The organism is Oricola indica, from assembly GCF_965227485.1.
GTDB classification, from domain to species: domain Bacteria; phylum Pseudomonadota; class Alphaproteobacteria; order Rhizobiales; family Rhizobiaceae; genus Oricola; species Oricola indica.
The window spans coordinates 1,876,581-1,902,639 of sequence record NZ_OZ245747.1 but is presented as its reverse complement, the minus strand read 5'-3'; the positions used below and the strand labels follow the sequence as shown (position 1 = coordinate 1,902,639).

Sequence of the window (26,059 nt, the reverse complement as noted above, 5' to 3'; positions counted from 1 at the left end):
GACCCACCCATTGGGCTCTGCCGGCCATTCTTAGAGTTATTCAAAAAATGGACTTGTCCATAAAAAAATGGACTTGTCCATAAAAATGTTATGCTGCCCTTGCTCGTGCGGAGGTCTATTTTCATATCACCATGGCGGTGAAGGCCGCCGGCTACAGGCGTCGGTTGCGACGCTCTAGGGTCCGAAATGGCTCAATCGCTTTGCCAGAAGTTCCATGCCAGTATTTCCCGCCCAAGCAACTGCGAAGATCACGAGGAGCAGGCTGTACATCTCGGGGATCCGGAAGAAATTGTAGTCTTGTACGATCAGATTTCCGAGCCCTACCTGAGACATCTTGATTTCGGTCAGCAGCACGCCGATCACGGTAGCCCCAAGACCGATTCGCATGGAACTGATCACAGGCATGACCAGAGACGGCAGATAGACAAACCTTACGGTCTGCCAAGTAGTTGCATTAAAGCTCTTCGCCACCCTCACCAGAACCGGCCGCACGAGCCGCATGGCCGCATAGGTGGCAACGGCGACTGGAAAGAACGCGGACAGCGAGCCCATCGCGATCTTGGAGCTGATTCCGGTTCCAAAAAACAGCACAGTGATGGGCAGGAATATGATTTTCGGCGTGGGTGCCAGATAGTGCACCCAAGGGTCGAGCACTTCGCCCAGCAGGCGCCAGAGCCCGAAGCATATCCCTGCGGTCACCCCGATGAACGTGCCAATCAGGAATGCGACGGTGATTTCGATCACAGTCACACTGAGGTGAAAGTAGAACTCTCCGGTTGTCACAAGCGCAAATAGCGCCCGCACGATAGCGATCAATGATGGGACCACGTCCTGGTAGAGCAATCCGGATTGTGCGATCCCTTCATACGCCGCCAGTAACACGATGGCTGTGACGAGTTGAATGCGGGTGGTCTCGTCGAACACTCTGTCGCGGCGCAGTGCCAAACGGGATCTCATGTAGATTTCAGCCATTGCTCAACTCGCTCCGTTGCGGCAAAAAACAGGACGCTGACCAGCACGACGAAGATAACGGCGCCATACATGCCGGGGATGTCGTACCGGCTGTGAAGATCGCTGATGAGGTAGCCAAGTCCGCCTATGCTGACCAGAAACTCGATGGCGACGACGTAGATCAACGTATAGATCAGACCAAGGCGAATGCCTGTGAAGATCGTCGGGATCGCGGCCGGCAACAGCACTTTCGTCGACGTCTGCCATTCGGTCATTTTCAGGCTGCGAGCCACATTGATGTAGACCTTGGGGACGCCTCGCAGCCCTTGGAGCGTCCCCAGAACGATCGGAATGACACCGGCGATTGTCCCCATCACGATTAGAGTCTGGGTACCTCTGCCGAAGATCACCATAAACAGCGGATAGAGAAGGATAAGGGGAGCGGAAAACGCCGTCCCCAGCCAGCTCTCATAGGCTCGACCGAATGCCGGCCTGGCGTATAGGAGCCAGCCGAACGGCACGCCGATGACTACAGCCAGGAGCGTCGCACCGAATGTGGTGCTGAAAGTCAGAATAAACTTCTCGACTAGGCCCTCTTCGACGAAGAGCTCCGGAATGGCAAACAGCATGTCGGACGGAGAAGGAACGATATATTGAGAGACCACGCCCAGACTTACCCCCCCCTGAAGCAGGGCGAACATGGCAACCCCGAACATCACACTCAGAAAGCCTACCAGTACGCGTGAGTGAGTCATTTTCTTGATCCAATCCAGGCAACCTTCGATCCAAACGCTGACGCTGCAATGCCCAAACAGGCGCCTCGGAACATCTCATCGCATGCCTCGCGGGCCGCGGATTTCATCGCAGGCGGATACGCCGGCTGCAAAGGAGCAAGGGCCATCGGCACGACTCGATCTCTCCTCCTCATGCGACGACCCCGGACCCTTTCTCGGCTTCGTGCATTCCACGGGATGCCTCGACCCTCAGCTCTCGCCATATCTGACCCACATACGCGCCGAATTCCGCAGATTCCATTACTTCGGACGTACGCGGGCGCGGAAGGTCGATTTCGATTGTACGTTTGATCTTACCCGGGCGATAGGACATGATCGCCACCCTGTCACTCATCTGGACGGCCTCGGAAATATTGTGGGTAATCAGAAGGGTCGTTTGTTTGATTTCACGCCAAATCTGAAGAATCTTGTCCCCGAGCAGGAGACGTGTTTGCTCATCCAGCGCGCCGAACGGCTCGTCCATCATCAGGATGCGCGGCTGGAATGCCAAGGTCCGCGCAATGGCTATTCTCTGCTTCATCCCGCCCGACAATTCCGCGGGATGCCGATCCTCGAAGCCCTCAAGTCCCACCAGCTTGATGAGCTCGCGGGCACGGTCATGGCGTTCTGCGGCGGGAACGCCCGCCAGCTCCAGCGGCAACGCCACATTGCTCAGGGCCGTACGCCAGGGAAAAGTGGATTCCTCCTGAAAAACGATGCCGATATGCGAATGGGGACCGTCTAGCGACGCTCCGTCGATAGTCACTTCTCCTTCATAGTCGGTAAGAAGGCCGCCAATGATGTTGAAAAGCGTGGATTTCCCGCAGCCGGACGGGCCAATGATCGAAACAAACTCGCCGGTATCCACGGACAGCGAAACGTCGTCGAGTGCGGTTACCGTACCCCCTTCTTTAGTGGCGAAGGATTTGCAGAGCCCCTGAATGCTCAATACAGGTTTCTTTCCCAAGGCGACTTAACTCCCTCTGTTTCTTCGCGTGGCAGACCCTATGCAGCAGGCTGGCCGGATTACTGTCTGCCGCATCCCGGGCAAACTCCGGCCGGCGGTCGGCAGATTGCCGCCCGCCGGCTTTGGGCGCAATCACTCGTTCGCGATCTTCACTGTACGCAATATCTCGGAAAGCTCTTCGTCAGTCAGGGCCCTGTCGAGCGCCTTGTTGGCGACCGCCGAATGCATCGTGACATCAAGCGAAGCGATCGTTCCGGTTTCGACGGCCCGGCGCGGATAGGCCGTCTGGACCGTCTCCCTGGCCTTTTCCAGGGAAATCTGATGGGCATCGCCGTATTTCTGCAGGGCCTCGTCCGTCGAATAGGCCCAGTCTAGCACCTTGCCATAGGCCTTGTAGAAGCGCTTCAGCAGATCGGTGTGGTTTTCGGCGAAGTCCTTCGAGGCCACTGAAACGCGGGCGTTTTGGGACGCCATGTTGGGCGCGTCATTGCCCGAAGCAATGATCCGCAACTCGCCGGTATCCACCTTGTCGAGTCCGATTGGATAGACCGACCAGCCTGCATCGACCTGACCCGTCATCACCTGGGTGATCGTGGCCGGAGGACCGCCGGTCACGACGTGCTCGATATTGACGTCTTCGCTCTTGGCGAGAAGCGACGCGATCGTGGTCGTCGTGGAGCCGGGATACGAGATGCCCAGCTTCTTGCCGTCAAGGTCCTTGAAGGATTTGATGTCGGAACTGCCCTTCGCATAGAAAAAAATGTCGCTGGCGCCCGTGAACTCGGCACCGACGATCACTAGCGGCGCCCCCTTGGTAACGGCCGCCAGAGCGCCTGCGGTTCCGGCTCCGACTCCGATGTCGCCGCCACCCGCAATCACCGTCTGCAGCACGTCGCCGCCGCCCTTCACGAACACGACTTCGACGTCTAGACCTTCGTCTGCGAATATCCCCTTTTCCCTGCCGTACTCTACAAGGGTCGTATCCCAGAAACCCTTCAAAGAACTGATGACCTTGATCTTGTCGGCCGAATGGGCCGGCCCTGCGCCTAATCCCGTAAGGATCAGCGAAGCAATCAGTATTGCTCTCTTCATAATTCCCTCCCTAAATGTGTCCTTCAGGACAGTTGAATTCCTGGCGGCCAGGAACATGGTCAGTAAGAACTCTTGCCGCAACTCGGCAGCAGAACGCACGAAGCGCCGCGGCCGTCGCGGCGGGCACCCGGCATTCCCCTCAAGCCAGAACCGTCATCGCCTCATCTGCGGACATCACTTCCCCGAAGAAGCCTGCGATCGATTCCAGTGCCGACTTGTGCCGCCCGTCCGTGGACGAGGTGCAGCCGTCCGAAACGACGATGTTGCGGAAGTTGCGGTCGCTGGCATCACGCACAGTCGATTCGACAACCCGATCGGTGGAGACACCAGCCAACAGCAGCGTACCGATTCCAAGAGACCTGAGGACCAGTTCGAGTTCCGTATTGTAGAACGCACCCACCCTACGCTTGACGACAACAATGTCGCCCTCCTGCGGGGCCAGTTCGTCGATGACATCGGAGCCGGGTTTGGTTTCGTCGAGAATGCCATACGTCTTGACGGTCGGCAGTTGCGGGAGGGCGTCGACATAGCCCGGCCTGAACGCGACCCTCGAATAGATGACAGGCACGCGCGAGCTGCGCGCCCATGACAGCAGTCTGCCGATCGTGGCGACCACCGCCGGCAGGGCATCCTTGTCCTGAAAGCCCATAATGTCGTTCTGCATATCAAGCACCAGCAGCGCTACACCTTCTGCCACCAATTCCTCCAGGTCATCGCAACATCGCCGCCGCCCTTTTGTCCGAGCGAATTAACAGGCAACTTCGGTGGTGTTATCAGAAAATAATTCTAAGTGCCAGAAAAAAATTCTTGTATGCAGAATTCCAGTCGCGGCAACGGATCGACTCCGCCGCAGGCCTTCGGGACGAGTCGCGCAGGAAGGGCAAGGTCGCCGAAGCATGCAACACGCATTGTTGGCAGAACGCGCATATAGCATTGTATTTACGATATTTTTAGGAGAGCCGCGCCGCCTCAAACCGGAGGCATCATCTTTGGAAGCCAACAGTTATCACGACCGAAGTTGCCCCGCCATCACCCCCCTCTAGCGGAGGCGCGGATCCCCGGAGGCCAACTCTTCAGGATTCGATTGTTGTCGATTCCGATTTGAAAAAGAAAATCACTTCTGTATAACAGAAATTAGATTACTGCCCCACCGGCGGGCACTGGAGCTCCCGTCTCATGGGGAGAGCCGGGAGCCGCGAAATTGGGGTCCGTCGTATCCGGGGAGTATTCGAAGACCAAACACCACCACTTCATTCCACCGCTATGCGCAGGGTTCTAGGCAAGCTTCGGAAGCGAACAGATTTCAATCGACAGGAAGGTTACACATCATGCTTACTGCAAACGACATTCGTGGGATGTACGCGATCATTGCGACACCGGCGCTCCCTCATGCGGGGCGGCTCGATGCGACCGACACCGTCGATCTCGAGGAAACGGAAAAACTCGTCAACAACTTGATAAGGGACGGCGCCGACGGTCTGATCGTGCTGGGAACGACGGGCGAATGCGCGACACTCTCCGATGCCGACTACCGCACCTATGTCGGTTGCGTTCTCGAAACGGTCGACCGCCGCATCCCGACCTTTGTCGGCGCAACCGCGCTTGGTGGCCACGAGATCGCCAGTCGTCTGAAATTCGTCAAGGAGCAGGGTGCCGAAGGCACGCTTCTCGGCCTGCCCATGTGGCAACCGGTCACGACCACCATGGCGGTCGATTTCTATGCCGCCGTATCGGATTTGTTTCCGGACCTCGCCGTGATGGTCTACGCGAATGCCCGCGCTTTCCGATACAGCTTCCCGGTCGATTTCTGGTCGGCGATCGCCCGAGTGGCGCCGACCGTGGTGGCGGCCAAATTCTCGCGCGCCAAAGCCCTGAAGGAACTGATCGACGCGACACAGGGTCGTATCAATTTCATCCCGAGCGAGATGGTCGTTCACGAATTCTTCGAGCTTTCGCCCGACACGACGACCGCCTGTTGGGCGACCGCCTCCGGAATGAACCCGGCCCCGGCCGTGGCGATGATGCAGGCGATTCGGTCACGCGACCACGAGGCCATCCGCATAATGTCGGAAGCCATCGCATGGGCGAACGAGCCGATCGTTCCGCTGGTCGGCAATCCCGAGGCATTCGCGCACTACAACATTCAGATGGAAAAGACGCGCATCAATGCCGCCGGCTACAGCAAATGCGGTCCGGTGCGCCCGCCCTATGATGACTTTCCCGAAGAGCACGCCGCCAACGCCCGCGAATGCGGACAGCGCTGGGCACGGTTGTGCCATGCCTATGTGGGCGACTTCAAATTCAAGGAGCGCCCCTGGGAACTGGTCAGCAGCTGAGCCGCACTAGTTCGGACACGCAATGGGACAACGGCAAGCCTGGAGAATGGACATGGGATATCTTACGACAGCGGACCGGATGCTGATCGGCGGCGAACTGGTCGAGAGTTCAAGCGGCGCATGGGATGAATCCATCAATCCCGCCGATGAAACAGCCATCGGCCGGGTTCCGGCAGGAACCGCTGCCGATGTTGATCGCGCGGTAGCCGCGGCTCGGCAGGCCTGGCCCGCATGGGCGGAAAAATCGCCGAAAGAGCGCGGCGAGATCCTGCGCCAGTTTGGGATAAAACTGCGGGAACGCGCCGCCGAGATACTTCAGATCGAGGTCGCCGACACGGGCAATACCATCGTGCCGATGCGTGGCGATGTGGGTCATGCCGTCGACAGTCTTAACTACTACGCCGGCATTGCCCACGAATTGAAGGGTCAGACCATACCGGCCGCACCCAACCACCTGCATGCCACCGTGCGCGAGCCTTACGGGATCGTGGCGCGGATCGTCCCGTTCAATCATCCCCTGATGTTCGCAGTCGCGCGAACGGCAGCCGCGCTCGCCTCGGGCAATGCAGTGATCGTCAAGCCACCGGAGACCAGTCCGCTGTCGGCGATGGTCCTTGCGGAAATAGCGCGCGAATCCCTGCCCGCCGGCATCTTCAATATTGTCACGGGCAGCGGGCGCACGGTCGGAGACGCGATCGTGCGACACCCGGAAATCAAGCGCATCGCATTTATCGGTTCGGTTGAAACGGGCCTTGCGATCCAGCGCTCGGCGGCCGAGGTCTGCGTCAAGCACGTGACGCTGGAGCTTGGCGGCAAGAATCCGATGATCGTCTTTCCGGACAACGATCCGGACGAAATCGCAAGGGCGGCGGTCGCGGGCATGAACTTCACCTGGCAGGGCCAATCCTGCGGCTCGACCAGCAGATTGATGATCCACGAAGACCTCCACGACGCGGTTCTCGACAGGGTCACCCGGATCGTCTCGGAACTTCGGGTTGGCGACCCGACCCGCGAAGACAGCGACATGGGCCCGCTGAACTCCGCCGGTCACTATCGCAGGGTGCTGGAATACATCGCCCACGGGCGGAACGAGGGCGCACGTTTGATGACCGGCGGCGAGCGGCCCGAAGGGGGCCTGTTCGAAAAGGGTTACTGGATCAGGCCGACCGTCTTTGCCGATGTCGATCCCGGAATGCGCATCTGGCGTGAAGAGATCTTCGGACCGGTCCTGTCGGTAAGCAAGTGGCGCTCGCTCGACGAGGCGATCGCGCAGGCCAACGGCGTGGAATACGGCCTCACCGCCGCGATATGGACGCGCGACATCAAGGATGCGCTGAACACGGCCAGGCGGATACAGGCCGGCCATATCTGGATCAACGGCGTCGGCCCGCACTATCTGGGCGTGCCCTATGGCGGCATGAAGAATAGCGGTGTTGGCCGCGAGGAAGGGATCGAGGAGCTGTTGAGTTACACCGAGACGAAAGTGCTCAACATTTTCCTCTAGAGCGATTGCATAACGGAGCCGGTTGCATGCCAAACGACCCACACCACAACCTCACCGATGACGATCTCCGGCGTTTCGGGTTCGGCGATCCACTTCCCGACCCGGCACTAATCGCAGACCTCGTCGACGCCAACCATATTCTTTTCGACCAGGGCGTAGTGGATGCTTTCGGCCATGTCAGTGCCCGCCACGACAAGCGGCCGGACCGGTTCTTTCTGGCGCGCAACATGGCGCCCGGACAGGTCGAAGCGTCCGATATCCTGGAATTTGCCGCCGACAGCGAGCCGGTAAATGCCGGCGGCCGCAGGGTGTATCTCGAGCGCTTCATCCACGGCGAAATGTACAAGGCGCGTAAAGACGTTCATGCGGTCGTGCACAGCCATTCCCACGCGGTGCTGCCGCTCACCATTTCGAAGACGGCCAGGCTGAGGCCGGTCTTCCACATGGCGGGATTCATCGGACACGAGGCGCAGCTCTTCGAGATCCGCGATCACGGCGGAACCGGGACCGACCTGCTGATCAGCGACAACAAGCTCGGTCATGCGCTCGCAGGCTGCTGCGGCGACCAGGACATTGTCCTCATGCGAGGCCATGGATCGACCGTGGTCGCCGATTGCGTTCCCAGGGCCGTCTACCGCGCCGTATACGCCGAATTGAACGCACGCTACCAGTGCGAGGCCATGCGTCTGGGCGAGGTCGAATACCTGACACCGGAAGAATGCAGGGCCTGCGTCGAGAGTGTCGAGCCGCAATGGCACCGGCCTTGGAATCTTTGGAAGCAACAGGCGTTCAACCACAGAGAATCTGCAAGAGCTTAGAGGCTGTCCTGAAACTCGGGTAACGATGGATGTTCGGGTCCGAATGTGATTCCAAACGGTTGTCGAAGCCCGTTTGGAGAATCTTATTTGGACACTGGCCACCTGGCGGCAGCATTGCGGCGATCATCCGCGTTATGGAAGCAACCTGAGCGATGCGGAATGGGAGATTATCGCCCCTTTCCTGCCCGCGCCGGCAACGACCGGCCTGCCGCGCCAATGGCCGATGCCCGAGATCATGAACACCATCTTCTACGTGCCACGCGGCGGCATTGCGTGGCGGCTTCTGCCCAAGGACTTCCCGCCGATGACGACCGTCTATAGCTGGTTCCTGCGTTTCCGCCGAGAGCTGTCAATCGGCGTCCAAAACTGACCCCGTACAGTTCTGTTCTCCCCTCTATCATAGAAGGAACTCGTACGGTTCCTTATGAAGGTACAGTCCCGCCCACTGTCGTCAGGCTTCCAGCCATGACTTCAGCAGGCTTACACCGTCCGCGCGTGTCTTAAACATCGCGCGGACGTGTGCCTGTGCTGTCCGTTAGGCAGCATAAGGCTGGTGAAGTCATGGCTGGAAGCCTGACGGCTGTGTGGCGGAATATGGCTCTATGTTCCCCTATTTATGGGGATCGGTGGAACCCGATCATGTGGATACAGGATGCACATTCCTGTCCCCATCGATCGGCAGGGATTTGTCCCTTGTGAATTTGTCCCGGGAGGCGATCCACTATGGTGACCGAATACTGGTATCGGCCGGGACGCGGGCTCTCGATGACCATCAAACGAACGGCGATATTCAGGCCGGTATCGAACAATAATGTATTGGGCGACAAAAAAGGCTGTATCCTCACCACGTCCATTCGAGCTTGAACACCTGATGCGGTTTGGGCTTGGCGATATCCCAGATGATCGATTGTCGACCATACAGATTGATGAGGCGTGCGGACTCGTCGGCTGGTTTCTCAGATGTGCCTTCGACGATCTTTGACACAATCAACTTCGGGGGGCGCTCCGCCGGGAAGTGCACTTGAAGGATGAGGTGTCCAGTCGGATAGGTGAACTCCTGCGTCCAGTGCTCGTGCGGGCGTGTGAACGAGCCAAGCAGGTCGACCGAGTAGACATTCGCGAAATGCTCGCCGCGGCTGACCGAGTTGCCGAGATTGATCTGCGAGACATAGAAGCCACGCTCAACGATGGTGTCGACGATCATGCCACGCATCGTGGCAAAGCCCGCCGCAACATGCTCTGCGGTCACCGCTTCCTGGTAGGTCGTCGTGGGGCGATGTGCGACGAAAGACGTCGTCTTGCGATATCGGGCTCGACAGCCCGAGGCGTCGAGGAGAAACACCTGTACGAGTGTGAATAGCGACGTCAGCTCGGCGTAGGAGTTTGGAGCACCCGATCCGCGATTCCAAGGTAGTTGTCGCGAGACGGGCTTGAGCGCCCAATAGGTGCCGGATCGGATTTGGTCGCCGGCGTAGGCGGCGATCGCAGCGGCAAGCAGAGCAACCACGGCAACGAATGCCGCCCATGCATTTCCCGCGGCGATCTCATAGACCCTGTCCCATCCGGTCACCATTCCTATAATTATGGCGCACCTCCGGATTGGTGGTGCGCCATAATCCACAGTCTGCTGAAAGGCGTCGGGTCGGACTTAGCCTTTACCGCCGCCGCTGAATGCCAGAACGATGCTCATCGGTGTATCCTCGGTTCGTACGTCACGGGCGAATCTTAGTGGATTTCCTACTAACAATGCAAGAGGACTTAATGCAATTTCGACTAAAACCGCGGCGATCGAAGTGAAGCTGCCATTTACCACACCGGAGGGGTAGCATGCCTCGAACACTCGGCCGGCCACGTCACGAGGCCTTGCGGGACTTCATCGTCGAGCAGCGAGAGCAAGCGGGCCTCACGCAGCACCAAGTATCGGCGCTGCTCGACCGCCCCCAGTCATTCATTGCTAGCATCGAGACGGGTCGGCGTCGGATCGATGTGGTGGAACTGCTCGATCTGGCTGAAGCCATTGGTTTCGATCCGCACGATGCCGTGCGAAGACTCCTGGGCGCAGCAGCCGATTAGGTCGGGTACCAGGGACACGTTTCAGTTCGTTGTCGTGGAACGGGCTGATGCCGGTTGCGGTCAGGCGGCTTACATGCGTCGCCAGCCGAAGCGAACAATGATTGCGGCGCGCCCTACGGAGAAACACATTGATCTTCGGCGATTCACCAGTTTGGTTCCGCAATTGACCGAGACCAACAACGGCAGAAATGAAGGCGCATTCCCGACGGGCAGCTTCGGGGCCGTGTATGGACGGCTCTCCGTTGGCAAGGGGTTTCTTTAGCTTTGCAGTTGCTGGTTGGTGCGGCCATGTATCCGACCTGTATGTGCGGCCTTTCATGTGCCGCTGGCCATAATGCCATTCGCGCGGCTCAGGTCCCGATCGTAAGCTCGCACTCGAAGTGCACGGCCCCAGTGGGTTCTCCTGATCCGGCGGTATCAACCGGCTTGGTGCATCAGCTCTGTCCGCCCTTTCCAACTTCGTCGGCGACCGCGCGCCTTGTCTTTTGCTATGCGATGACCGGCTCCCTGTAGCGCTCGCCGCTGGTCATCAATGCCCAGACCATCCGGGCGGTCTTGTTGGCCAGCGCAACCGCTGCAACCTTGGTTGTTCGTCGCGCCATCAATTGCACGAGCCATGGCCTCCTGGTCCCGTTCCGTTCGGCATAGCGGATGACCGCCATTGCGCCGACTACGAGCAACTGTCGCAGGTAGCGATTACCAGCCTTGGAGATGCTGCCGAGCTTCTCCTTGCCCCCGCTCGAATTCTGCTTCGGAACAAACCCGATCCAGGCCGATAGGCATCGTCCCGACTTGAATGCGTGCGGATCGGCGATGGTCGCGACGAACGCACTCGCCAGCAGCGGCCCGACGCCTGGTATTTCCATCAACCGCCGACCCAGTTCAGTCTCTCGCGCACTCGCCCGAACCCTGCGATCATTCTCGAGGATCTGTTCCTTTACGACCCGGAGTTGTGCCTCCAGCATCCGCAGGCATAGCCGTGCGTCAGCGGGTATCCTGGCGTCGTTCTCATCGTTGATGACCATGAGCAGTTGCTCGATACCATTGCGCCCGATCGGCGCCACGACCCCGAACTCGGACAGGTGTGACCGCAACGCGTTCGATATCTGAGTGCGCTGGCGGTTGAGCATCAACCGGACCCGGTGCAGCATCATCACGCTCTGCTGCTCCGGTGACTTCACCGGCACGAAGCGCATAGTCGGCCGTGTCACAGCCTCGCAGATCGCTTCTGCATCTGCAGCATCATTCTTCTGCCGCTTCAGATAGGGCTTCACGTACTGAGCTGGCAGCAACCGCACATCGTGGCCAAGTGCGGTGAGCTCACGAGCCCAATAATGCGATGAACTGCACGCCTCGATCCCGACCAGACATCGTGGCAGGCTCTCGAAGAATGCCAGCACGCGACCTCGCGTCAGTTTCCTGCGAACAGCCACTTCCCCAGCCGCATCAACGCCGTGAACTTGAAACACGGACTTCGCAATATCCAAACCGATCGTCGTAACGTTGCTCATCATAGTGCTCCTCCAGTTCTAATCCCGCGATCATACCGCAGGGAGGGAGGAGAGCCGTCCACCGCATCAGTAGCGGACTGGCGGCTTAAGAGCGATACAATATGTGAAGCTGAGGCTCAGGTCATTCAGCTTGACTGCATGATGCGAAGATATCGAGATCAAGACAGACAGATTGAATGAATTGGGTCAGCCCATTCGGCGCAGTCTACGGCGCAACGCTCGGTTGCTCTCGTCCGGATCATCCTCTCCGGGATGCTTACCCCCGCCCTTCCAGTCGTCCGAGTCGAGCCATTCCTCAAAGTAAATCAGCCATAGATGTGTCCAGGGAACGATTGTGAGGTCCAGCCGCTTGCTGGCGTCCCATTGTCCGTTCCCGGGCAGATAGAGGCAAAGCCGGTCCGGGTCATGGTAGATATGCGGCAGTTCGCGTCCGTCGGCGAGCAACCTCAGGTCTGGGTCTACGACCCGAACATCCGGCGTCCCGTCCCTCTCCAGGATAAGGGTGACCTGATACAACCGGGAAAGCGGCGTGGGTTGTGCGCGAAAACGCCATTCCAAATGGCGCGGATCGAGCACCCCCTCGCCTGTAACTGCCTTTGACCTCTGCAGGAACAGGTATTGCTGGGGCAATGACAGCCGGTTTCTCGTGGTCAATTCCTTCATCGCGCCTAGTCCCCGAAGAACTCGTTCTTGGGAACGGGAGTCGAGGCGGCCGAATTTTGGGTGGTCAGGCCGACACCCGCGCCAAGCATGAGCGCGCCCGTCTTCCGGCCCTCGTTCAGAGCATCCATTCGCCGGTTCATGGTCCGGGCAACAAGTTTGTCACCCAAGCTGTCCTTCATTGAGCCGACGATCGCATCGAGGCCGACGAGATCCCGCAGCGCTTCAAAGTCGGCAAGCGCCTTGCTGTGCCATTTGTAGAAGGCCTCAACCCGCGCCGGTTCGTCATTCCAACGCTCGGCAAAATTCTCGCCCTGCGTGGTCTCGTTCCAGATCGCGTAGATCTGGCGGCCATTGACCAGGGGTCGCTCGATGAAGACCGGCATCAGACGGATCGTGTCGATCAGCACCTGGAGCTCATCCGCGAAAACGTGGCGCCTGACGCACATCTCATAGGATCGCATGGCCAGGGTCGTGATGATGATCGAGATTGGCGCGATCTCTTCCTGAACATGCAGGAATTCCTGATCCCGGTGGCGCTTCAGGAGCTGGACGGTCCGCCGAAGAATGCCCTTAACGGACTGGCGCACCGGGAAGGGCTCGGTCGTCGCCGAATCGCGCTGTGCCGCGATGATCGACTGCGTCATTCTCGGGACCAGCGCTGCCCGCGCGTCGAAAAGGGCCCGATAGGCCCGAGGATTCGTCGCGTGCCAGTCCCGCAGCTTGCGATCGGGCACCAGCTCACCGCCATTCATGCAGGTCGGATTGGCAATCGTCGGCGAGATGTCGAGGTGAAAGTCACCGGCGTAGTTCAGGCGCCAGCAGCGCTTCTTTTCTTCCAGGATCGACGCGTAGTAGGCATGTTCGCGCAGGCGCTTGCCGATCGCAGCCTTCAGGCGCGCCGGTGCGATCTCCGGGCCGAGACCGAGGATGAAGCTGATCAGGTCGACATCGAACTCGTCGCGTCCGATCGGCTTGATCGAGGTACCGAGTGCGCCGGAGCCGTGAAGGTAGACATAGAGGGAAGCGAGCAATGGGTCGCTCGATCCGGCCAACCAATCCGCGACCGCCTCGTAGCTGGTTCGTGCCTTCTCGAACTGGGTCTGAGTCCATTCCAGCTCCTGGCAGATTTCTTCGAGGATCGTGAAGACCTGCGCCCGCCGCTGAATGGCGGTGTCGGTGAGGGGGTGCAAGAAGATCTGGTTCATGCCGCGTACCGTTCGAGTTGATGCACGGGCACGAACGGCTCGGCAGGTTGCTGGAAGAAGATGGGGGTCAGGGTGGGGCTCGCGTGCCGCGCGCTCGAGGCGCCAAGCCCCTTGAGCCTCTGGATCTTGGTTGTGTCGTCGAGGGAAAAGAACCCGTCCGGCACACTCGGCGAATATCGGTGAACAGCCGTCCGGTCGTGAGGATCGCCTGTCAGATGGCGAGCAATGCCGAGCGCACCGCGGGACTGCCCATCCATGAGAAGGCTGAGGGCCTTCAACCCGAGACCGACTTTGCCGAGGGATTCGGGCAGCATGTAGACCTCGTCGACACAGCCGAGGCTCAGGATGTGCAGGTCTTGCGGGGACCAGCCGAGCATCGAGATCGCTTCGACGGTCGCGACACCCACCGGATTGTTGCACCAGGTGCCGCCATCGAGGAGCCCGACATCATCCACCGTCTTGTGGCGCGCGAAGTAGGTCGGGGCCGCCGACGTCGCCATCGCCGCGTCGAGCGCGGGCTTCCGGTAATCCTTGGTGAGGCGCGGATGATGAGAAGTCTTGTAGATGTAGACGCTGCGCTGATCGGCATCCCAGGCCGGGATCAGCAACCGGGTTTCCGCCTCGCCGATGAGCTTGTCGCCAAGGACGGCGTGGAGCTCGCCACGAAGCGTGGATGCCTCGTGCTTGGGCTTGAACAGGTGGCGCAAGGCCGCGCGCGCATCCCGAGCCTTTCGTCCGAGCCAGATCTTGTCTCCCGCTTGCCCGAAGATCGTCGGCCCGCGGTTTTCGTAGAGTTCCAGAAGGGTCTTGGCCCGGATGCCGAGGGCGAGGCCGATCGCGAGAATGCCCCCGGTTGACGTTCCCGCAATCAGGTCGAAGTAGCGGCCAATCGGTTCATCCAGGTCTTCTTCCAGACCCGCCAGAAAGGCCGCCGGTTGGGTGCCTTTGATGCCACCGCCATCGATGCACAGGATACGTCTCATGGTTCACTTAGCCTTCCGGGGGGTAGGGGTCTTTGCCGTAGGTGTTGCGTTCACGGATGCGACCGTTGGTCCCGTGGATCAGCATTTCCGAACCCTGATGGCGGGCGATGTCGCGCGCCTGGGTGATCGCCGATTGCTGCGTTGGGTGGATGGCCGTTGCCTTCTGATTGCCAGCGCCCTTCACGGCCCAACCGTCCTTGTGAGGGACAACATGCTGATTTTTCTTCGTCATTTTGACCTCCAAGTGCCTTTTTTCCTTGACGATTCTTCAATCATGTGTTGATATATAAGTCAAGGAATGTCGTTTATCAACCGACGTTTTCACGGGAGCAGACCATGTTTGGACAACGGTTGCGACTGGCCCGCAAGAAGGCGGGCTTGTCGATGCAGGGCCTTGCGAACCGCACCTCGCCAAGGATCACCGCGCAGGCCATCAGCAAATACGAGGCGGACAAGATGAACCCGTCCTCTTCGGTGCTGATCGGATTGAGCAAGGCATTGGGCGTGTCGCTCGATTTCCTGATGGGAGGACAGGTCGAAGAGCTGGTTGGTGTCGAATTCCGCAAGCATTCCAGCACCTCCGCGAAGGACCGCGCTCATGCGGAAGCCATCGTCATAGAGAGGCTGGAAGACTACCTGGCGATCGAGGACATCCTGGAGATCGCACCGCCGGATGACCCGTTCGACGATCTGGTGACCGATGTCGTCAATAGCTACGAAGAACTGGACCAGCTCGCGCGCAAGCTGCGAAGGCACTGGAAGCTCGGCAACGACCCAATTCCCAGCATGTCGCGGCTGCTCGAGGACAAGGGCATCAAGGTCATCGAGGCCGATTTCGCCGAGCGCTTCGATGGGCTGGCCTGCGAGGTGCGTCGCAGCGAAGGCCGAAGCTCCACCGATGTCGTGGTGGTTTCAAGCCGCACCAATGTCGAGCGCAGACGGTTCAATCTGGCCCATGAGCTGGCGCACCGTGTCATTCGGGCGACCGGAAACTCGGCGATCAAGCTCGAAAAGGCGATGAACCGATTCGCCGGGGCGTTCCTGATACCCACCGATCACCTGCGCGAGGAAGCCGGTCCTTCGCGCAGCGGCATGACCTACATGGAGATCATGCGGCTGAAGCGGCTCTATGGCGTGTCGGCAGCCGCGATGCTGATGCGCCTCGGACAGGTAGGCATTTTGCCCCAGTCGGTGGTCGACTACGCGTTTCGTACCTATGCGCGGCGCTGGCGCACCAGCGAACCAGACGAGATACGGGATGACGAAGGGTTCGGTGCATTCGAACACCCACAACGGTTCGAGCGCCTGGTCTGGCGTGCGCTCGGTGAGGAGCTGATCTCGCCGGTACGCGCAGCCCAGATGCTGCACCTCTCGCTATCCACTGTCGAAGAGAATATCAGGGGATAGCCTGGCTCGTGGCCCGCGTGATCGTCAACGATGCCAGCTGCTTGATCGATCTTCGGAAGGGTCGGTTGTTGCACGTCCTGTGCACCCTACCCTACGAATTCATCGTACCGCTTCCCGTGCGCGCCAGCGAGATTCTGGATTTCACACCTCAGGAATGGGCGCTCCTCGACGGCAGCGGTATGGCGACCTATGACCTGCCGCCCGCCCAGGTTGGTCAGGCATTCGAAATCAAGAAACGGCAAGGGCGTCTGTCGGCGAATGATTGCTTCTGCCTTGTGACTGCACAGGTGCATGCGGAAGCCATCCTGCTCACCGGAGACCGTTTGTTGCGGCGCGTTGCCAAGGACAACGGGATCGACGCGCATGGCGTCCTTTGGGTGGTCGATCAACTACTGAGCGAGAGCCTTTGCGATCCCAAGCTGCTCGAAATGGCATTGACGCTCTGGCGGGACGACAAGGCGGTCTTCTTGCCAAATCAACATATCGATAACTTGCTGCGACTGCTGCGATAACAACAGAAACGCCACGGTCAAGCACGGAAGCGCGCAACCAAAATTGCTATAGTGAATTTCCGGTTTCGCAATATTCTCCATGCCTTTGTCAGTCGCAGAAAAGGTTAACTTTCCGCCCCTCCTCGACCTTTGGTGGTTTGGTGCGAACGGCAGGTTTGGGGATGAACACTTCAGATCGCGAACGTCCGAAATGAGGCGCAAAGCTGCCATTTACTGACCGGCTATGCAGCGTCATTGTCGAATGGATATCGCCTCTTAAACGCCTGCCGGATAGGTCATGATCAGCGGCCGTCACTACCACTCAATTGTCGGCAAGCGATCGCCAGAAATATTTCCGCTGTTCAGTTTAAATGGCCATTGGCCAAAATCTCTATCGATCTGCCGATCAGGATCGATTGGCTCATAAAAAATCTGATCTTCTTCCATAGACACATTCTATCACGAAATGAGCGGTGCCACTTGCGTGACACCGCTCGCTCCTTTTCAGGAGTGTCGAGCAGGCTCAATCTCGACGGTCAATTCGTTGTTGGAGCCAATCCAAAACCTCTTCCTCAATCCATCCCACCCTGTTGGGGCCGAGCTTTATCCGCTTAGGGAATTTGCCTGCCGCCTCGAGGCGAGCGATGTGCTGAGGGGAGTAAAGAACAAGCTCCTTGAGTTGCCGCTTTGATAAAATCCTCATCCGAATTCTCCCAAATAGGGAGCATCCGGATGCTCCAGTGGTTCGACTGCCCCAGAGCAAGAGAAATAGTAGCAGCAGTTTCGCAGCCGTAAATACGCCTAGATCTGCTACCTATGTGCTACCTTGCGTCCGCAATTCGGTCGCCGTTAGTCGAACAAGGTCGATAAGTATTTGAAATTGTTGGTGGGTGAGTGGGGGCTCGAACCCCAGACCCGCTGATTAAGAGTCAGCTGCTCTACCATCTGAGCTACACACCCGCCGGAGCGCGCTATCTAGTCTTGCTTCGGCCGTTTGTAAAGGGCCTTAGAGCGTCAGTGTTCCCTCGGCGACCCTGACGGCGTGGCCGCCGATCCGCGCGGCGTGGATTGCGCCGCCGCGGCCGTCGATCTCGAGGCGGATCTGCGACGGCCGCCCCATCTCCACGCCCTGTTCGATCAGGAACGCGGAGGGGCCTTCCGCCAGCCCGTCGAAATGCGCGATCACTCCGGCGAAATTGGCTACGGCCGATCCGGTGGCCGGATCCTCCGCAAGCCCCATCTCCGGCGCGAACATGCGCGCATGGAAGGCGCAGTCGTGGCGGATCGTCTCGCGGCAATAGGCGTAGAGTGATGCCTTGTGCCCGTCCACCGCCGGCGCGATATCGAGCCAGGTGGCCGGATCGATCCGGATCCGCTCGGCGACACCCAGCCCGGCCAGCGGCACGAAGACGAAGCTGTTGCCCGCCGACCAGACGCTGACATGGTGGTTCTCGAAGCCGATTTCGTCGGCGTCGATGCCGAGCGCCAGCGCGACCGCCGCCTTGTCGATCTCGAAGGGCAGCTGTCGGGGCAAGGCCGGCAGGTCGAACTCCGCATAGGGTGCGTCATCCATGCGCAGCGCGCAGCGGACCGGACCGATCGCCTCCTCCAGCACCATCAGCCGCCGGTCGCCGGCATCGTTCGGGCCCTCGGATCCGAGCGCGATCGCGGCGCCGACCGTCGGGTGTCCGGCGAACGGCAATTCGCGCCACGGCGTGAAGATGCGCAGCCGCGCCGCATGCGCCGGATTGTCCGCCGGGCCGATGAACACCGTCTCGGACAGGTTGAACTCGCGCGCGATCGCCTGCATCGCCGTGTCGTCGAGCCCCTCGGCATCGAAGACAACAGCCAGCGGGTTGCCCGCCAGTGCCCGGTCCGTGAAGACATCGTAGATTGCGTAGCGCCTTGCCATGCGATTCTCCCTGAAGCTGCCTATCCGCTACAGGAAAATGCCGCGTTTTCGAAGTGCCAATCGGCCAGCAAGCGCGCATAGGGCTTGAGCAGGTCCGCGCCCTCGCCGCCGGCCCGCACGGCGATCGCTGTTTCGAGTTCATCGTCACCCGTCCGCGCCTGGTGACGCCGCATGAGATCGAGGCAGGCATCGAAATCGCCCGGCAGCCCGCTGCGCCGCGCAACGTGGAAGGCCCCCCGGTCGGCCACCACCGTATATGCGCCTTCGGCCATGTTCTCGTCGAAGACGAGGCCCGTCTCCTCACCCATTTCGCGCGCGATGTTGCGGGTCACGTCGAAGCTACCATCGACGATATCTTCCGCATCAAAGGAGCCCGCCGGAAAATAGACCGCGCCGGCATTGGCCGTGTGAGCCGCCATGCGCACCGCGAAAAGCGCACCGTCCGCCGTCACCGGCAGCGATGTCCCCGTCACATGCACCGCTTCTGGAGGGCGGCCGTGGTCGCGCCAGTGGAGAAATGTCGCGAAATCGGTGCGTCGTCCCCGCCCGGAGAACACGCTCCCGCCGACCGACACCTCCTCGAACATGAAGAAAGGCCCGTTCCACAGCCGCGGATTGGCGGCCTTGCAGTCGGCCCAATAGGCGTCGATCGCCGCGCGGTTTTGCGCCTCATAGGAGAGCCGGCCGCCTTCCACCGCCAGGCGCACCGTTTCCGGCCTCAAGATCCCGCTTTGCATTCTCGCCACCCTTTCCAGATCGCCGGAGGTTCCATAGCCGATGCGTAAGACTGACGCACCCGCGCCGAAGCGACATTGATTTTGATCTGGATCAATTTATATGCGCAATCTCTTATATAAACAAAGCCGAATATACAAACTGGAGGTTCGACCATGTCGTTATCGAAAGCAGCCCCGGCACCGTACAATCCGCTTTACTTCCTCGCCGCTCTCGGCGCTGGCGGATTGGCCGTGTCGTTCTTCATGTACATCATGTGGATGACGCCCCATGCGGGCCAGCCCATCCCGTCCTTCTCCACCCTGATGGCCGCGTTCCAGACCGGTTCGCTCGCCATGCAGGCGCTGATCGCGGTTTCCCTTGTCGGCATCGTGGTCTTTTCCGTGCTGCATGTGCGCCTGCTCGTCTGGAACTTCTCGCGCTACAACGCATGGAAACAGACCGAAGCCGCGCAAAAGCTGCGCACGGGCAATGCCGAAACCCAGCTGATGGCGATCCCGCTGACGCTGGCGATGAGCGTCAATGTGGGCTTCATCATCGGCGCGGTCTTCGTGCCGGGCCTCTGGGGAATCGTGGAATTCCTGTTCCCGGCCGCCCTGCTCGCCTTCGCCCTGATCGGCGTCTACGCGCTGCGTCTCTTCGCGGACTTCATGAGCCGCGTGCTGGTCGATGGCGGTTTTCATTGCGCCAACAACAACTCGCTGGCCACCATGCTGTCGGTCTTCGCCTTCGCCATGATCGGCGTCGGGTTCTCCGCCGCCACGGCCATGAGCCACAACCCCGTCACCTCCGTGGTCGGCTTCATGGGCGCGAGCTTCTTCCTCGTCGCCGCCGTGCTGTTCGCCGCGATCTTCATGGTCATGGGCTTCCGCTCGATGATGGAGCATCGCGCCAACCCGGAAACCGTCCCGACGCTGTGGATCATCATCCCCTTCGTCACGGTGGTCGGCATCGCCGTCTATCGCATGAAGATGGCGCTGGAGCACAATTTCGGTGCCGAATGGGCTGCCGGCGACAAGTTCGCCATGCTCGCAACCCTGTTCTCGATCCAGCTCGTCTTCGGCCTCGTCGGCTACGCGGTGATGAAGCGCGCCCGTTACTTCGAACAGTATGTCTCCGGCGAAAAGCGATCTTCCGGCGCCTTCACCCTGATCTGCCCCGGCGTCGCGCTGTTCGTCTTCGCCAACTTCCTGATCAATGCGGGCCTTCTCGGCATCGGCGTGATGGACAAGTACTCGGTCGCCTACTTCGTGGCCTATGCCCCGCTGGTCGTCGTGCAGGCGCTGACCATCAAGGTCTTCTTCCAGCTGAGCGGCAAGCTGATCACGACCGAGCGGCACGACGACACCGCGGCGCTTGCACCGGCCGAATAAGGCGTCCTTTTCAATCCCTGGCACGGACGCCGGAAGGGTCGCGGTATTCGCCGCGGCCCTTTTTCGCATTGCGTCGCCGGCCTTACGCCGCGCGTATCAGCCCGGCCAGCCGCGAGATCCCCGTATCGATCATCTCGTCTGAGGCGCAGGAAAACGACAGCCTGATCGTGTTCGCGCCGGAGCCATCGGCGAAGAAGGCGCTTCCGGGAACGAAAGCCACGCCTGCGCTGTCCAGCGACCGGGCGAGCAGCGCCGCGCCGTCCATCCCCGCAGGCAGGGTGAGCCAGATGAACATGCCGCCTTCCGGCTTCGTCCATTCGACACCGTCGGGCATCTCGCGCGCCAGCGCCGCCAGCATCTGGTCGCGTCGCGCCGCATAGACGGAACGCGCCTGTGCGACCTGTTCGTCGAAAACGGTCCGCGCCACCCGGTCGACCGCCGCCTGGTTGAGCGTCGCCGTGTGCAGCCCGCCCGCCTGGACGAGGATCACCAGCCGCGACACGATCTCGCGCGACGCGCAGACCCACCCAACGCGCAGGCCCGGCGACAGCGTCTTCGAGAACGAGCCGCAATAGACCGTCCGGCAGGCGTCGATATCGCCCTTGCGCGCGATCTCCAGCGCCAGCATCGGCGGGATCGCATCGCCGTCATAGCGAAGCGCCTGGTAGGCCCCGTCCTCGATCACCGCGATGTCCAGCGTGTCGGCAAGGTCGAGCACCCGTTCGCGCTGCTCGCGCGTCATCGTCTCGCCGGTCGGGTTGGCGAAGTCCGGCGACATATAGGCGAATTTCACCGCGCCGCCCTGCTCCGCCGCGCGGTCGGCATAATCCTGCGCGTCGCGATTGGCCATCGGCTCCAGCCGGTCGTAGGTCGGCTCATAGGCGTTGAAAGCCTGCAATGCGCCGAGATAGGTCGGCCATGTGACCAGCGCCGTGTCGCCCGGCGACAGGAACAGCTTGCCGAGATAGTCGAGCGCCTGCTGCGATCCGGCGGCGATCAGGATGTTCTCGGGGCCGCAATCGACGCCGATGCGCCCCATCTCGCCCGCGATCCACGCGCGCAGGCCGGCATGGCCCTCGCTCGGCGAATATTGCAGCGCCGATTTCGCCCCGTCGCCGGCAAGGGCGGCGTCGAAAGCCTGCCGGAAATCGTCGGCCGGAAACAACGCCGCATCCGGAATTCCGCCCGCAAACGAAATGATGTCCGGCCGGTCGAGCAGCTTCAGCAACTCGCGGATCTCGGACGCCTTCATGCGTGTTTCGCGCGCGGCGAAGCGGAAATGTTGCGTCACGGCCCTGTCTCCTGAGGTGGGGAGGCGACCATGCGCTTTCACGCAATATATGTCAACATTGCTGACCTATATTTCGCACGAGTTTCCGGCGCAACAACGCCACAATTCTGCGAGACACGGACGGCAACCGAACACAAAAGGGCAATCAAATGAAACGCACCAAATCGCTGATCCTGTCCGCCGCGCTGGCGACCGGTCTCGCCGCTCCCGCAATGGCCGGCGCGCGCGTCGAACTCGGCATGCTGGACTGCACGGTCGAGGGTGGCGTCAATCTCGTGCTGGCCTCGACCAGCAATCTCCAATGCACCTTCACCTCGGCATCGACGGCGCGGGCGCCCGAGACATATACGGGAACCATCGAGAAATACGGCCTCGATCTCGGCACGACGGAGAATGCGGTGATCCGCTGGGCGGTCGTCGCCCCCGCGGTGAACGGCTACGCGCCGGGCGCGCTTGCCGGCAATTACGGCGGCGCGACCGCCTCGGCCTCCTTTGTCGTCGGCCTTGGCGCGAATGTGCTCGTGGGCGGTCTGGAAAAGTCCTTCGCGCTGCAGCCGGTCAGCCTTCAGTCGCAGCAGGGCATCAACATCGCCGTCGGCGTCGCCGCGCTGCGTCTGAACGCCGTCACCAACTGACGCCGGAAAACCGGCGCGCGATCAGCCTTCCGGGCCGAGCGCCAGCGGCGCTGGATCGACACCGAGATAGTCGCACAGGCATTCGACCACGAACCCGTGGTCGTCACGCTGCGGGATACCGGACACGGTGACCGTGCCGACAATGCCCGTTCCCTTGATATGGATCGGGAAGCAGCCGCCATGCGGCGCCATGTCGATCGGTAGCACGCCGCGATCCTCGTCGAGCGACGATCCGCTCGCCGCGAGTTCGCGCCCGACCCGGTAGGAGCATTTGTGGTAGCGCATCACCACATTGATCTTGCGCCTCACCCATTCCGGATTGTCCGGCGCGGAGACCGGCAGCGCGGTGTAGAACAGCGGCCGTCCCGCAACGCGGATGTCGATGACCAGCGGCAATCCCTTTTCGACCGCGCGCGACCGCATCAGCGAGCCCAACTTCCAGGCATCCTCGTCGCTCATCGCGTCGAACCGCAGCGCCTCCTCCTGGCGTTTCAGCATCTCGATATCGTCGGCAATCGTCATGGCAAACCTTCCGGGCAGGCATTGAGATCGAAAAAGGGCCGCGGATCGCTCCACGGCCCCGTCTGTTAGCACTCAGGCCACGCTTCGCGCGAGACCTAGTTCTTTTCCTTGTCGACCAGTGCGTTCGACTTGATCCACGGCATCATGCCGCGCAGCTTTTCGCCGACCTGCTCGATCGGGTGCTCGTCATTGAGGCGGCGGGTGGCCTTGAAGCGTGCCGCGCCCGAATGCCATTCCTGCATCCATTCCGAGGTAAAGCGGCCGGACTGGATGTCCTTGAGAACGCGCTTCATCTCGGCCTTGGTGTCTTCGGTGATGATCCGCGGACCCGACATGTACTCGCCCCACTCGGCCGTGTTGGAGATCGAGTAGTTCATGTTGGCGATACCGCCCTCATAGATGAGGTCGACGATCAGCTTCACTTCGTGCAGGCACTCGAAATAGGCCATTTCCGGCGCGTAGCCGGCTTCCACCAGCGTCTCGAAGCCGGCGCGGATCAGTTCGACCAGACCGCCGCACAGGACAACCTGCTCGCCGAACAAATCGGTCTCGCACTCTTCGCGGAAGTTGGTTTCGATGATGCCGGAGCGGCCGCCGCCGACGCCGCAGGCATAGGAGAGCGCGAGGTCATGCGCATTGCCGGATGCGTCCTGGTGGACGGCGATCAGGCACGGCACGCCGCCGCCCTTCTGGTATTCGCCGCGCACGGTGTGGCCGGGGCCCTTCGGCGCGATCATGACGACGTCGACCGACGACTTCGGCTCGATCAGGCCGAAATGGACATTCAGGCCATGCGCGAAGGCGATCGCCGCACCGTCGCGGATGTTCGCCGCGATATGCTCCTTGTAGATGCCCGCCTGCAGTTCGTCCGGCGTTGCCATCATCATCAGGTCGGCCCAGCCGGCGGCTTCCGCCACGGACATGACCTTGAAGCCGTCGGCCTCGGCCTTCTTCGCGGTCGCCGAGCCTTCGCGCAGCGCAACGGCCACGTTCTGTGCACCGGAATCCTTCAGGTTCAGCGCGTGCGCGCGGCCCTGTGATCCGTAGCCGATAATGGCCACATTCTTCGACTTGATGAGATTCAGATCGGCGTCGCGATCGTAATAGACACGCATGATCGGTTCCTTCCCTTGACGTGTTCAGTTTGTATTCGGGTTAGTCTCCTCCGCGACTCCGTAGAGCCGCCAGAACTGGTCGACGGCACGCGCCGCCTGGATGTCGAGCGCCGACGCATCGGCGATCAGCGGCACGGCGTCGCCGAGCAGCATGCGCACATGCATGTCGCCGACAATCAGGCCGTACAGTGCGTTGAACGCCGCGTCGCGATTGTCGAACGCGATCAGCCCCGCGTCGCGGCCGGCATCCAGCAGGCGCATGGCGCGGTTTTCGATGGCGCGGCGTCCGCGCTCGATCAGCAACCCGCCGAGTTGCGCGCCCTCGCGCCCCGCCTCGCCGATCGACAGCCGGTTGAGGGCAAGCGAAGTCGGCCCGGACAGCACGGTCAGCAGATCGCTGGCGAAGCCCGCAAGCTGGTGGCGAAACTCCTCCGCGCTCGGCTTGACCCGTGGCAAGGCCGCGATCCGCACCTTCGATGCCTGATAGGTGATCATCGCCTCGAGCAGGCCGTTGCGGTCGCCGAACCACTTGTAGAGGCTTTCCTTGGAGCAATTCGCCGCCCGCGCCAGACGCGCGGTTGTCAGGCCCTTGTCGCCGCCTTCGACAAGCAGCGCCAGCGCCGCTTCCAGCACGTCCGTCTGGCGCGGGCCGAAGCTCTCCGCGCCGTCGTCGGCTGAAGTCGTTTCCATGGTTTTCGGAGCAAGCATACGCGGCAACCCAAACAAGTACCGTACGGTACGGTTCGGGTCATTTACAGCCGCAGACTGCCGCCGTCAAGCGCCCCGTGCGATGTGATGGATGTCAGTTGTCCTCGTCGAGACCGGGCGCGATCGGCGGCGTGTCTTCGCCGAAATCGAGACGGCCAGCCGCCGCCTTGGCCTCTTCCTCGTCCTTCATGGCTTTCAGGCGCTTGGCGATCCGCTCCCTGGCCTCTTCGGCCTTGCGCCGCAATTGCTCATGGACTTCCGGATCTTCGTTCGACGCGGCATGGCCGGCATGCGAATGCACGGCTCCGTCCGCGCCCGGCAGGTTGGATATGGTGTGGGGCAGGATAACCGGCCGAAGCGGCTCGCTGTCCGAGAAGAGTTCATCCGCCTCGCGATGGTTTTCCGCCGGAACCGTATCGTTTTCTTGCGGCGCCGCCGTTTCGGCGACGGGCTCCTCTTGTTCGGAGAAAGCGTCGTCGGCCACGTCCGGCTCTGCCGGTTCGGGATCCGCCTCGAAATCCCGCGGCCGGTCGTCGAACGCCACATCCGGCGCATCGTCGATGGCGTCTGCCATCATTGCAGGTGCATCGTCTTCCTCACCGAAAACGGGAGCCTGCTCGTCCGTCTCCGCAACCGCGTCGTCGTGATCGGTATCGTCTTCGGACTGATTGTCCTGCGCCGCTTGCCCGGCAACTTCGTAGTTCTCGCGCTCGGCGGCTTCATGCTCTTCGCGTTCCGCGGCTTCACGCTCCGCGAGCCGCCGCGCCAGTTCGGCCTTCTCGGCCTCTTCCTGCTTGCGCTCGAGCCTCTCGAGGATAGCCGTACTGCGCTCGCGCAGAATCTCTTGTTGCTCGGTCTCGGCGCCGTGCGCGGTCGCGTGTTCGATGCGCTCACGAGGCGCGCCGCGAGAAAATAGGCGCTGTAGCATGGCGATCTCCTTGGATTCGCGGCCAAAGCCTACCCGCAAATGGTGAACGGGTTATTTCCGTTGCGG

29 protein-coding genes and 1 tRNA gene are annotated in these 26,059 nt (G+C 60.9%); 9 read left to right on the top strand and 21 right to left on the bottom strand.

Features of this window, described 5'->3' with window-relative positions; all coding sequences use genetic code 11:
- Window positions 1–174: 174 nt before the first annotated feature.
- The 5 genes from ACQK2M_RS09665 to ACQK2M_RS09645 form a co-directional block, all read right to left on the bottom strand.
- Window positions 175–972 carry an ABC transporter permease gene (locus ACQK2M_RS09665; protein WP_425417613.1) on the bottom strand — a complete coding sequence of 266 codons (798 nt, stop codon included), beginning with the start codon at window positions 970–972 and terminating at the stop codon, window positions 175–177.
- Window positions 954–1,706: an ABC transporter permease gene (locus ACQK2M_RS09660; protein WP_425417612.1), complete on the bottom strand. Its 753-nt coding sequence runs from the start codon at window positions 1,704–1,706 to the stop codon at window positions 954–956. The genes ACQK2M_RS09665 and ACQK2M_RS09660 overlap by 19 nt, the downstream gene beginning before the upstream one ends.
- Window positions 1,707–1,875: 169 nt before the next feature.
- Window positions 1,876–2,691, bottom strand: a complete 816-nt coding sequence (locus ACQK2M_RS09655; RefSeq protein ID WP_425417611.1) for an ABC transporter ATP-binding protein — start codon at window positions 2,689–2,691, stop codon at window positions 1,876–1,878.
- 132 nt (window positions 2,692–2,823) lie between these two features.
- Entirely contained in the window at window positions 2,824–3,783 is a 960-nt protein-coding gene (locus tag ACQK2M_RS09650) for an ABC transporter substrate-binding protein (protein ID WP_425417610.1), read from the bottom strand.
- 139 nt (window positions 3,784–3,922) lie between these two features.
- Complete coding sequence (locus ACQK2M_RS09645) at window positions 3,923–4,480, bottom strand: cysteine hydrolase family protein (protein WP_425417609.1); 558 nt, start codon at window positions 4,478–4,480, stop codon at window positions 3,923–3,925.
- 631 nt (window positions 4,481–5,111) lie between these two features.
- Between ACQK2M_RS09645 and ACQK2M_RS09640 the strand changes: the two genes are divergently transcribed.
- The 4 genes from ACQK2M_RS09640 to ACQK2M_RS09625 all read left to right on the top strand — a co-directional run bounded on the left by ACQK2M_RS09640 (window position 5,112) and on the right by ACQK2M_RS09625 (window position 8,811).
- Window positions 5,112–6,119 carry a dihydrodipicolinate synthase family protein gene (locus ACQK2M_RS09640; RefSeq protein WP_425417608.1) on the top strand — a complete coding sequence of 336 codons (1,008 nt, stop codon included), beginning with the start codon at window positions 5,112–5,114 and terminating at the stop codon, window positions 6,117–6,119.
- 52 nt (window positions 6,120–6,171) lie between these two features.
- A complete protein-coding gene (locus ACQK2M_RS09635) occupies window positions 6,172–7,623 on the top strand; it encodes an aldehyde dehydrogenase family protein (RefSeq protein ID WP_425417607.1) in 1,452 nt (483 codons plus the stop codon).
- 26 nt (window positions 7,624–7,649) lie between these two features.
- Window positions 7,650–8,441, top strand: a complete 792-nt coding sequence (locus tag ACQK2M_RS09630; protein ID WP_425417606.1) for a class II aldolase/adducin family protein — start codon at window positions 7,650–7,652, stop codon at window positions 8,439–8,441.
- A gap of 73 nt (window positions 8,442–8,514) precedes the next feature.
- Window positions 8,515–8,811 (top strand): transposase, encoded by a 297-nt coding sequence (locus tag ACQK2M_RS09625; protein ID WP_425417605.1) that lies wholly within the window; start codon window positions 8,515–8,517, stop codon window positions 8,809–8,811.
- A 471-nt stretch (window positions 8,812–9,282) separates the two neighbouring features.
- Here ACQK2M_RS09625 and ACQK2M_RS09620 read toward each other — a convergent pair whose 3' ends face one another.
- Window positions 9,283–10,011 (bottom strand): hypothetical protein, encoded by a 729-nt coding sequence (locus ACQK2M_RS09620; protein WP_425417604.1) that lies wholly within the window; start codon window positions 10,009–10,011, stop codon window positions 9,283–9,285.
- Window positions 10,012–10,268: 257 nt separating this feature from the next.
- On the opposite strand from ACQK2M_RS09620, the gene ACQK2M_RS09615 reads away from it, so the two are divergent.
- The gene (locus ACQK2M_RS09615; RefSeq protein ID WP_425417603.1) at window positions 10,269–10,514 is read left to right on the top strand and encodes a helix-turn-helix domain-containing protein; all 246 of its coding nucleotides are present in this window, start codon (window positions 10,269–10,271) and stop codon (window positions 10,512–10,514) included.
- Window positions 10,515–11,002: 488 nt separating this feature from the next.
- Here ACQK2M_RS09615 and ACQK2M_RS09610 read toward each other — a convergent pair whose 3' ends face one another.
- From ACQK2M_RS09610 to ACQK2M_RS09590, 5 genes are all read right to left on the bottom strand, one after another.
- Entirely contained in the window at window positions 11,003–12,025 is a 1,023-nt protein-coding gene (locus tag ACQK2M_RS09610) for an IS110 family transposase (RefSeq protein ID WP_425417602.1), read from the bottom strand.
- 186 nt (window positions 12,026–12,211) lie between these two features.
- The gene (locus tag ACQK2M_RS09605; RefSeq protein ID WP_425417601.1) at window positions 12,212–12,688 is read right to left on the bottom strand and encodes a hypothetical protein; all 477 of its coding nucleotides are present in this window, start codon (window positions 12,686–12,688) and stop codon (window positions 12,212–12,214) included.
- 5 nt (window positions 12,689–12,693) lie between these two features.
- The gene (locus ACQK2M_RS09600; RefSeq protein ID WP_425417600.1) at window positions 12,694–13,893 is read right to left on the bottom strand and encodes a nucleotidyltransferase domain-containing protein; all 1,200 of its coding nucleotides are present in this window, start codon (window positions 13,891–13,893) and stop codon (window positions 12,694–12,696) included.
- The gene (locus tag ACQK2M_RS09595; protein ID WP_425417599.1) at window positions 13,890–14,876 is read right to left on the bottom strand and encodes a CBASS cGAMP-activated phospholipase; all 987 of its coding nucleotides are present in this window, start codon (window positions 14,874–14,876) and stop codon (window positions 13,890–13,892) included. Before ACQK2M_RS09595 ends, ACQK2M_RS09600 begins: the two co-directional genes overlap by 4 nt.
- A gap of 7 nt (window positions 14,877–14,883) precedes the next feature.
- Window positions 14,884–15,108, bottom strand: coding sequence for a DUF2188 domain-containing protein (locus ACQK2M_RS09590; RefSeq protein ID WP_425417598.1), 225 nt, complete (start codon window positions 15,106–15,108; stop codon window positions 14,884–14,886).
- 104 nt (window positions 15,109–15,212) lie between these two features.
- Here ACQK2M_RS09590 and ACQK2M_RS09585 point away from each other — a divergent pair, with 104 nt between their 5' ends.
- Together ACQK2M_RS09585 and ACQK2M_RS09580 are read left to right on the top strand one after the other, a co-directional pair.
- Complete coding sequence (locus ACQK2M_RS09585; RefSeq protein ID WP_425417597.1) at window positions 15,213–16,283, top strand: helix-turn-helix domain-containing protein; 1,071 nt, start codon at window positions 15,213–15,215, stop codon at window positions 16,281–16,283.
- An 8-nt stretch (window positions 16,284–16,291) separates the two neighbouring features.
- Window positions 16,292–16,795 (top strand): PIN domain-containing protein, encoded by a 504-nt coding sequence (locus ACQK2M_RS09580; RefSeq protein WP_425417596.1) that lies wholly within the window; start codon window positions 16,292–16,294, stop codon window positions 16,793–16,795.
- Between the two features lie 294 nt (window positions 16,796–17,089).
- Here the strand turns inward: ACQK2M_RS09580 and ACQK2M_RS09575 are convergent, their stop codons facing one another.
- The 5 genes from ACQK2M_RS09575 to ACQK2M_RS09555 all read right to left on the bottom strand — a co-directional run bounded on the left by ACQK2M_RS09575 (window position 17,090) and on the right by ACQK2M_RS09555 (window position 19,423).
- The gene (locus ACQK2M_RS09575; protein WP_425417595.1) at window positions 17,090–17,221 is read right to left on the bottom strand and encodes a hypothetical protein; all 132 of its coding nucleotides are present in this window, start codon (window positions 17,219–17,221) and stop codon (window positions 17,090–17,092) included.
- A 76-nt stretch (window positions 17,222–17,297) separates the two neighbouring features.
- Complete coding sequence (locus ACQK2M_RS09570) at window positions 17,298–17,477, bottom strand: helix-turn-helix transcriptional regulator (RefSeq protein ID WP_425416872.1); 180 nt, start codon at window positions 17,475–17,477, stop codon at window positions 17,298–17,300.
- A 181-nt stretch (window positions 17,478–17,658) separates the two neighbouring features.
- Window positions 17,659–17,734, bottom strand: a tRNA-Lys gene (locus ACQK2M_RS09565).
- A gap of 46 nt (window positions 17,735–17,780) precedes the next feature.
- Window positions 17,781–18,686 (bottom strand): PhzF family phenazine biosynthesis protein, encoded by a 906-nt coding sequence (locus ACQK2M_RS09560; protein WP_425417594.1) that lies wholly within the window; start codon window positions 18,684–18,686, stop codon window positions 17,781–17,783.
- A gap of 20 nt (window positions 18,687–18,706) precedes the next feature.
- Window positions 18,707–19,423: a hypothetical protein gene (locus ACQK2M_RS09555; RefSeq protein ID WP_425417593.1), complete on the bottom strand. Its 717-nt coding sequence runs from the start codon at window positions 19,421–19,423 to the stop codon at window positions 18,707–18,709.
- 153 nt (window positions 19,424–19,576) lie between these two features.
- Between ACQK2M_RS09555 and ACQK2M_RS09550 the strand changes: the two genes are divergently transcribed.
- Complete coding sequence (locus tag ACQK2M_RS09550; protein ID WP_425417592.1) at window positions 19,577–20,794, top strand: TsoY family (seleno)protein; 1,218 nt, start codon at window positions 19,577–19,579, stop codon at window positions 20,792–20,794.
- A gap of 82 nt (window positions 20,795–20,876) precedes the next feature.
- Here the strand turns inward: ACQK2M_RS09550 and ACQK2M_RS09545 are convergent, their stop codons facing one another.
- Entirely contained in the window at window positions 20,877–22,046 is a 1,170-nt protein-coding gene (locus ACQK2M_RS09545; RefSeq protein WP_425420014.1) for a PLP-dependent aminotransferase family protein, read from the bottom strand.
- A gap of 188 nt (window positions 22,047–22,234) precedes the next feature.
- Between ACQK2M_RS09545 and ACQK2M_RS09540 the strand changes: the two genes are divergently transcribed.
- Window positions 22,235–22,720: a DUF992 domain-containing protein gene (locus tag ACQK2M_RS09540; protein ID WP_425417591.1), complete on the top strand. Its 486-nt coding sequence runs from the start codon at window positions 22,235–22,237 to the stop codon at window positions 22,718–22,720.
- A 21-nt stretch (window positions 22,721–22,741) separates the two neighbouring features.
- On the opposite strand, the gene ACQK2M_RS09535 is transcribed toward ACQK2M_RS09540, so the two are convergent.
- The 4 genes from ACQK2M_RS09535 to ACQK2M_RS09520 all read right to left on the bottom strand — a co-directional run bounded on the left by ACQK2M_RS09535 (window position 22,742) and on the right by ACQK2M_RS09520 (window position 25,993).
- Window positions 22,742–23,242 (bottom strand): heme-degrading domain-containing protein, encoded by a 501-nt coding sequence (locus ACQK2M_RS09535; protein ID WP_425417590.1) that lies wholly within the window; start codon window positions 23,240–23,242, stop codon window positions 22,742–22,744.
- Window positions 23,243–23,337: 95 nt separating this feature from the next.
- Window positions 23,338–24,357, bottom strand: a complete 1,020-nt coding sequence (ilvC, locus tag ACQK2M_RS09530) for a ketol-acid reductoisomerase (RefSeq protein WP_223475593.1) — start codon at window positions 24,355–24,357, stop codon at window positions 23,338–23,340.
- Window positions 24,358–24,381: 24 nt separating this feature from the next.
- Entirely contained in the window at window positions 24,382–25,047 is a 666-nt protein-coding gene (locus tag ACQK2M_RS09525; protein ID WP_425417589.1) for a TetR/AcrR family transcriptional regulator, read from the bottom strand.
- 112 nt (window positions 25,048–25,159) lie between these two features.
- Window positions 25,160–25,993, bottom strand: coding sequence for a hypothetical protein (locus ACQK2M_RS09520; protein WP_425417588.1), 834 nt, complete (start codon window positions 25,991–25,993; stop codon window positions 25,160–25,162).
- Window positions 25,994–26,059 lie beyond the last annotated feature (66 nt).